We start from the raw sequence: 5,108 nt of genomic DNA, 5'->3' as shown, positions 1-5,108 counted from the left end.
GCATCGTCGGTGTAGAAGTTCCATGTGGTATGCGCCGTCATCTGGCTGCCACCCCACAGCAGGGCTTCGCGCGCTGCGTCGTCCATGCCCTTCCAGCGGTCCGCATTCACGTTCGCCGAGGAAACGCCCGCAAAGACACCGCCCGGTACGGCCAGCGTGATGTCGGTGACGACCTCGTGCAGGTTGTAGTTTGTCAGCTCGGGCGCGGACAACATGGCGCAGTCGATGATGCCTTGATCCAGCGCTTCATAGGCTTCCGAAACGGGCAGACGCACGCCTTGGGCGCCGAAAGCTTCGGCAAAACGCACGAAACCCGCACCACCGGCACGCAGACGCAGACCGTTCAGATCCTCGACGGAGGTGACTTTGACGTCCTTGCACAGCAGGTTGTACAGCGGTGTCACGCCGCCGCCGGTATAGACCTGATTTTGTGCGCTATATTCTTCCAGACACTCGGGGCATTTGGTGAAGGTGTATTCGACCATCGCGCCGGTGAAGGCCAGCGGCTCTTTACCTGTGGGTTTTTCGACAAGGTTCACCAGCAGGTTCATCTCGTGCAGGAAGAGGTTGGTGGAATATTCCGCAGGATAGTAGGGCGGCAGCACAAAGCCGACATCCGCCAGACCGTCGCGCACACCGGGCGAGGTTTCAGGCAGGCTCAGCAGCGACATTGCGAAACCGGTCACGTCGACTTCACCATCAGAGCGTTCGGCCACGGCTTCGGCATAGGCGTCCACGGCCAGACCGATGGCAGAGTTATTCGGATAGCCGTAGGCAAAGTTCAGACGCTCTTTTGCGCTGGCCTGACCGGCGATGGCAACAGCAGCGACCAATGCGGTGACTGCGACGGATGATTTATAAGTCATGTATGTCCTCCCAAACATATATTTAGGGTCAAATAACCGCGCAAAACGCGTGGTTGCCCCTTGATTTTCGGTACTCGGCACACCGTCCATTCCCACGGTCTGATGTGTTGAGCCTATGATTTGACGGTCCAACATTCCGAGTAGTATGTTACTCTCGTAACAGGGCGCGCAGGTGTCAATAGCTGTCGGTGATGTAAGTGCGCTAACGGATAATTACGGGGGGTCCGGTGACGCAACGGCTTGTCACAACCGTTTTTTTCGGCTCAGTATTCACGCTACACGGGCAAACCCCCCCGTTCTTTACTGCGCACCCGCTGTCAAAGGCTGAACCGAATGGACGAACACATCGATGACGACACGCTGACGGACGCCACCGAGGGGGCCGCGCCCAAGCATGACAGCCGCCGCGAGATCATCGAGGCGGCGGCGCAGTGCTTTATGCTCAAGGGGCTCGACAAGGCGACGATGGACGATATCGCCGATGTTCTGGGCGCGACCAAAGGGCGGGTGTACCACCATTTCCGGTCCAAGAACGCGATCTATTTCGCGGTGTACCGACAGGCGATGCAATATTGTTTTGACGCGGTTACTCCGCTGATATCATTGGATACTTCCAACATCAGCAAGCTCGAATTGATGGCCCATGCCCATGCGCGGGTGATGATGGATACGCTGCCCTATCAGCGCAGTATCCGCTTGGGCGTAGAGGTCTATTTGCGCGGCTCCACCACCGAAGCCGAGCGCGCCGTGCTGCGCGAGCTGATTACCCTGCGCAACGACTATGAAAATCTCTACCGCGAGGTGCTGCGCGCGGGTGTGGCACAGGGGGAGTTGGACGTGCCCAACATCGAAATCGCCAGCCGTGCGTTGATGGGGGCATTGAACGGGCTGGTTGACTGGTACCGTATCCGTCCCGATCAATCCGAGGGGGAGCGCGACGCGCTGGCCCGTGCTTTGGCGCATGCCGTGGTGCATGGCACCACGGCATAATCCGTTTTCCTAGGCCGGTTTGGCCGCCGCATCCGCGCGCCGCTCTTTCGCGAGATAGGTGTGATATAGCGCGGGTACACCGATCAGCGTCAGAACAGAGGCAAAGCCCAAACCGCCCATAATCGTCACCGCCATCGCGGCAAAGAACGAATCGGCCAGCAGCGGCACCATCCCGAGGATCGTTGTGACCGCCGCCAGAACCACAGGGCGCAAACGGCTGACACTGGCGGTGACAATGGCGTCATGCTGGTTCAGGCCGTTTTCTTTTTGCACGTCGATCTCTTCGACCAGAACAATGGCGTTCTTGATCAACATCCCCGACAGCGACAGCAGCCCCAGCAGCGCGGTAAAGCTGAACGCCAACCCCGAGAACAACAGCCCCAGTGCCGCCCCGTTGATCGCCATGGGCACAATGGTCCAGATCACCGCCGTCTGACGCAGTTTGCCAAACAGCAGAATGGTGATCAGCAACATGGTCCCGAAGCTCAGCGGCATCTGCTTGCCAAGCGAAGCCTGCGCGTCGCCCGCGTTCTCGAACTCTCCGCCCCATTCAAGGGTATAGCCGACCGGCAGCTCGATCGCCTCGATCAGCGGGCGGATCTGCGGGAAGACGGTGGGCGGGGTGACGCCTTCGATGACGTTGGCCTGTACCGTGATCGTCTGCACGCGGTTGCGCCGTTCGATCACCGCATTTTCGGCGGTGACCTTGAACCCGTCGATCACCTGGCTCAGCGGCAGGTAGTCCCCGAGCGCAGCGGAATAGACGATCTGGTCGGGCAGCTGCCCGTTGCTCGCGGATTCCGCACGTGGCACCCGCACGATGATGTCGATCAGCCGGTCCCGTTCGCGGTAGGTGCCCGCGGTGATCCCATTGGTCGACAGGGCAATCGCATCCGCCACATCGCTGCGCCCGATGCCCACGGCCTGCGCACGGTCCTCGGCATAGACAGGGCGGGTCACAAGCACTTTCTCGCGCCAATCGACATGTTCGGTATGCAGCAGCGGGGTCGCGTCACGCAGGATATCCTCTGCCTGATCGGCCAGATCGCGCAGCACTTCGGGGTCTGGCCCTGAAAAACGCGCCTCGATATCCGACCCGCCACCGGGACCGAAAATGATCCGCTTGGTCTGCACCTCTGCCCAAGGCAGCGCGTTGATCGCGAACTGGTCAAGCTCGGCGCGCAGGGCGGGGATTGCGTCAGCCGAAGTGGCGCGCACCACCAGCTGCCCGATCGAAGGGTCGCTGTCCCCGGGCGTGTAGGTCAGAACATAGCGCGTCAGACCGGCACCGATGGTCGTCGTCACAGTGTCCACGTCATCGCGCGCGAGCAGCCAATCCTCGATCACCGCAAGATCGCGGGAGGTCGACTGGATAGAGCTGCCTTGCTCCGCCTTGTATTCAAAGTAGAACAGCGGCGTATTGGACGCAGGGAAGAACTGCTGTTTGACCTGACCAAAGATCATCACACAGGCCACCGTGGTGCCGATCAGGCCGACAAACACCAGCCAGCGGAACCGCAGCACCAGCCGGACAAGATTGCCATAGCTGCGGAAAATCGGGCCGTTATACCCGCTGTCGTCATCCGCCAGCCCGCCGATCTTCAGCATATAGTGCCCCAGCAAAGGCGTCACAGTCACCGCCACGACCCACGACATCAACAACGAGATCGCGATCACCGCAAAAAGCGAGAACATGAATTCGCCCGTGGCGTCAGGCGACAGACCGATCCCGGCAAACGCCATGATCCCGATGACCGTGGCCCCCAGCAGGGGGATCTGCGTATTCTGCGCCGCTGTATCCGCAGCGGCGACCGAGGGCCGCCCCTTGCGCATTTCCTGTTGCATACCCTCGGCAATGACGATGGCATTATCCACCAGCATCCCCATTGCGATGATCAAGGCCCCAAGGCTGATCCGTTCAACTTTGACGCCGAACAGATACATGAAGAAGAACGTGGCCAGCACGGTCAGCAAAAGCGATACGCCCACAACAACAGAGGCGCGGACCCCCATGAACAAGGCGAGCACCCCGATCACCACGCCCACGGACATGGCAAGAGACAAAAGGAAGCTGTTGTTGGCTTCGTCCACGACGCGGTGTTGTTCGTAGATCGGCGTGATCTCGACGCTGTCCGGCAAGTCGGCCTTCAACGTCTCAAGCCGGGCCGCGACCGCCGAACCAACTTCGACCACGTTGCGGTTCGTCAACGCCGAAACCCCGAGGGTGAAGGCTGCCGTGCCATTGTGGCGGATCACCTGGCTCGGCTGTTCCGCCTCGTCGCGGGAGACGCGGGCGATGTCACGGATCGCAACCTGTCCGACCTCTCCGGCCGCGCCAAGCCGTAATTGTTCGATCCCCTCGGGGGTCACGTAACCCGGCGGAACGGACAGGCCGATGCGGGCGGGGCCCTCGGTGATCTCGCCATTGTTGAAAACGAGGTTTTCATCGTTCAGCACGCCCAGAACCTGGTTTGGCGGCAGGCCCAATTCCGTCAGGCGCGCGGACGGGATCGAGAGGGTGATCGTCTCTTCCGTAAGGCCCTGAACCTCAACCTTCGCAACGCCGTCGACGGTCACCAGCCCAAGCCGTAATCGCGTGGCCAGATCCCGCTCCTCGCGCGGGCTGAGACCTTCGGTTTTCACCGCGTAGAACATGCCGTAGACATCGCCGAAATCGTCGTTGACAATGGGTGCGCGCGCGCCCTGGGGCAGGTCGCCCTGCACGTCGCTGATGCGCAGCCGCATCTCGTCCCAGACTTGCGGAATCTCATCCGGGCCATAGGTGCCCTCGATCTCGACCGTGATCTGCGCCATGCCCGGCATCGACTTCGATTCGACCCGGTCAAGCTGCTTCATCTGCTGCAGCGCGTTTTCGATGACGTCCGAGACCTCTTCCTCGACCTCGACTGCTGTCGCGCCGGGATACGGCACGAACACGAGCGCGGTCTTGAGCGTGAAACTCGGGTCTTCAAGGCGGCCCACGGTGTTCAGCCCCCAATACCCGCCCAAAAGACAAAAAAGGATGAGGAGCCAGACCGCCACGGGCCTCTGGATGCTTGCGCCGGAAATGCTGAATGCCATGGATTTGTTCGTGTCCTGTCAAGGGGGCGGGATCAGAGCCCCGCAACCGTCACGGTCTGATTGTCGCGAAGCCGCCACCACCCGCCGGAGACGACCAGTTCATCGCCTTGGAGACCTTCCAGAACCACGATCTCGTTATCGACGGGAAGGCCCAGACGCACGGTCCGGCGC

Annotated in this window: 3 protein-coding genes; 1 reads left to right on the top strand and 2 read right to left on the bottom strand. The window is 60.9% G+C overall.

Annotation, left to right across the window (positions count from 1 at the left end):
- A partial coding sequence (locus tag B3849_RS02335) for a C4-dicarboxylate TRAP transporter substrate-binding protein (protein ID WP_286779769.1) occupies positions 1-866 on the bottom strand: 866 nt, incomplete at its 3' end.
- Positions 867-1,199: 333 nt separating this feature from the next.
- Here B3849_RS02335 and B3849_RS02330 point away from each other — a divergent pair.
- Positions 1,200-1,856: a TetR/AcrR family transcriptional regulator gene (locus B3849_RS02330; protein ID WP_114865445.1), complete on the top strand. Its 657-nt coding sequence runs from the start codon at positions 1,200-1,202 to the stop codon at positions 1,854-1,856.
- A gap of 9 nt (positions 1,857-1,865) precedes the next feature.
- Here B3849_RS02330 and B3849_RS02325 read toward each other — a convergent pair whose 3' ends face one another.
- Complete coding sequence (locus B3849_RS02325) at positions 1,866-4,937, bottom strand: efflux RND transporter permease subunit (protein ID WP_286779768.1); 3,072 nt, start codon at positions 4,935-4,937, stop codon at positions 1,866-1,868.
- Positions 4,938-5,108 lie beyond the last annotated feature (171 nt).

The sequence above is a fragment of the Sulfitobacter sp. UBA4523 genome, from assembly GCF_002388305.1.
In the GTDB taxonomy this organism is placed as follows: Bacteria; Pseudomonadota; Alphaproteobacteria; order Rhodobacterales; family Rhodobacteraceae; genus Sulfitobacter; species Sulfitobacter pontiacus.
This window is presented reverse-complemented; position numbering and strand designations above follow the sequence as displayed.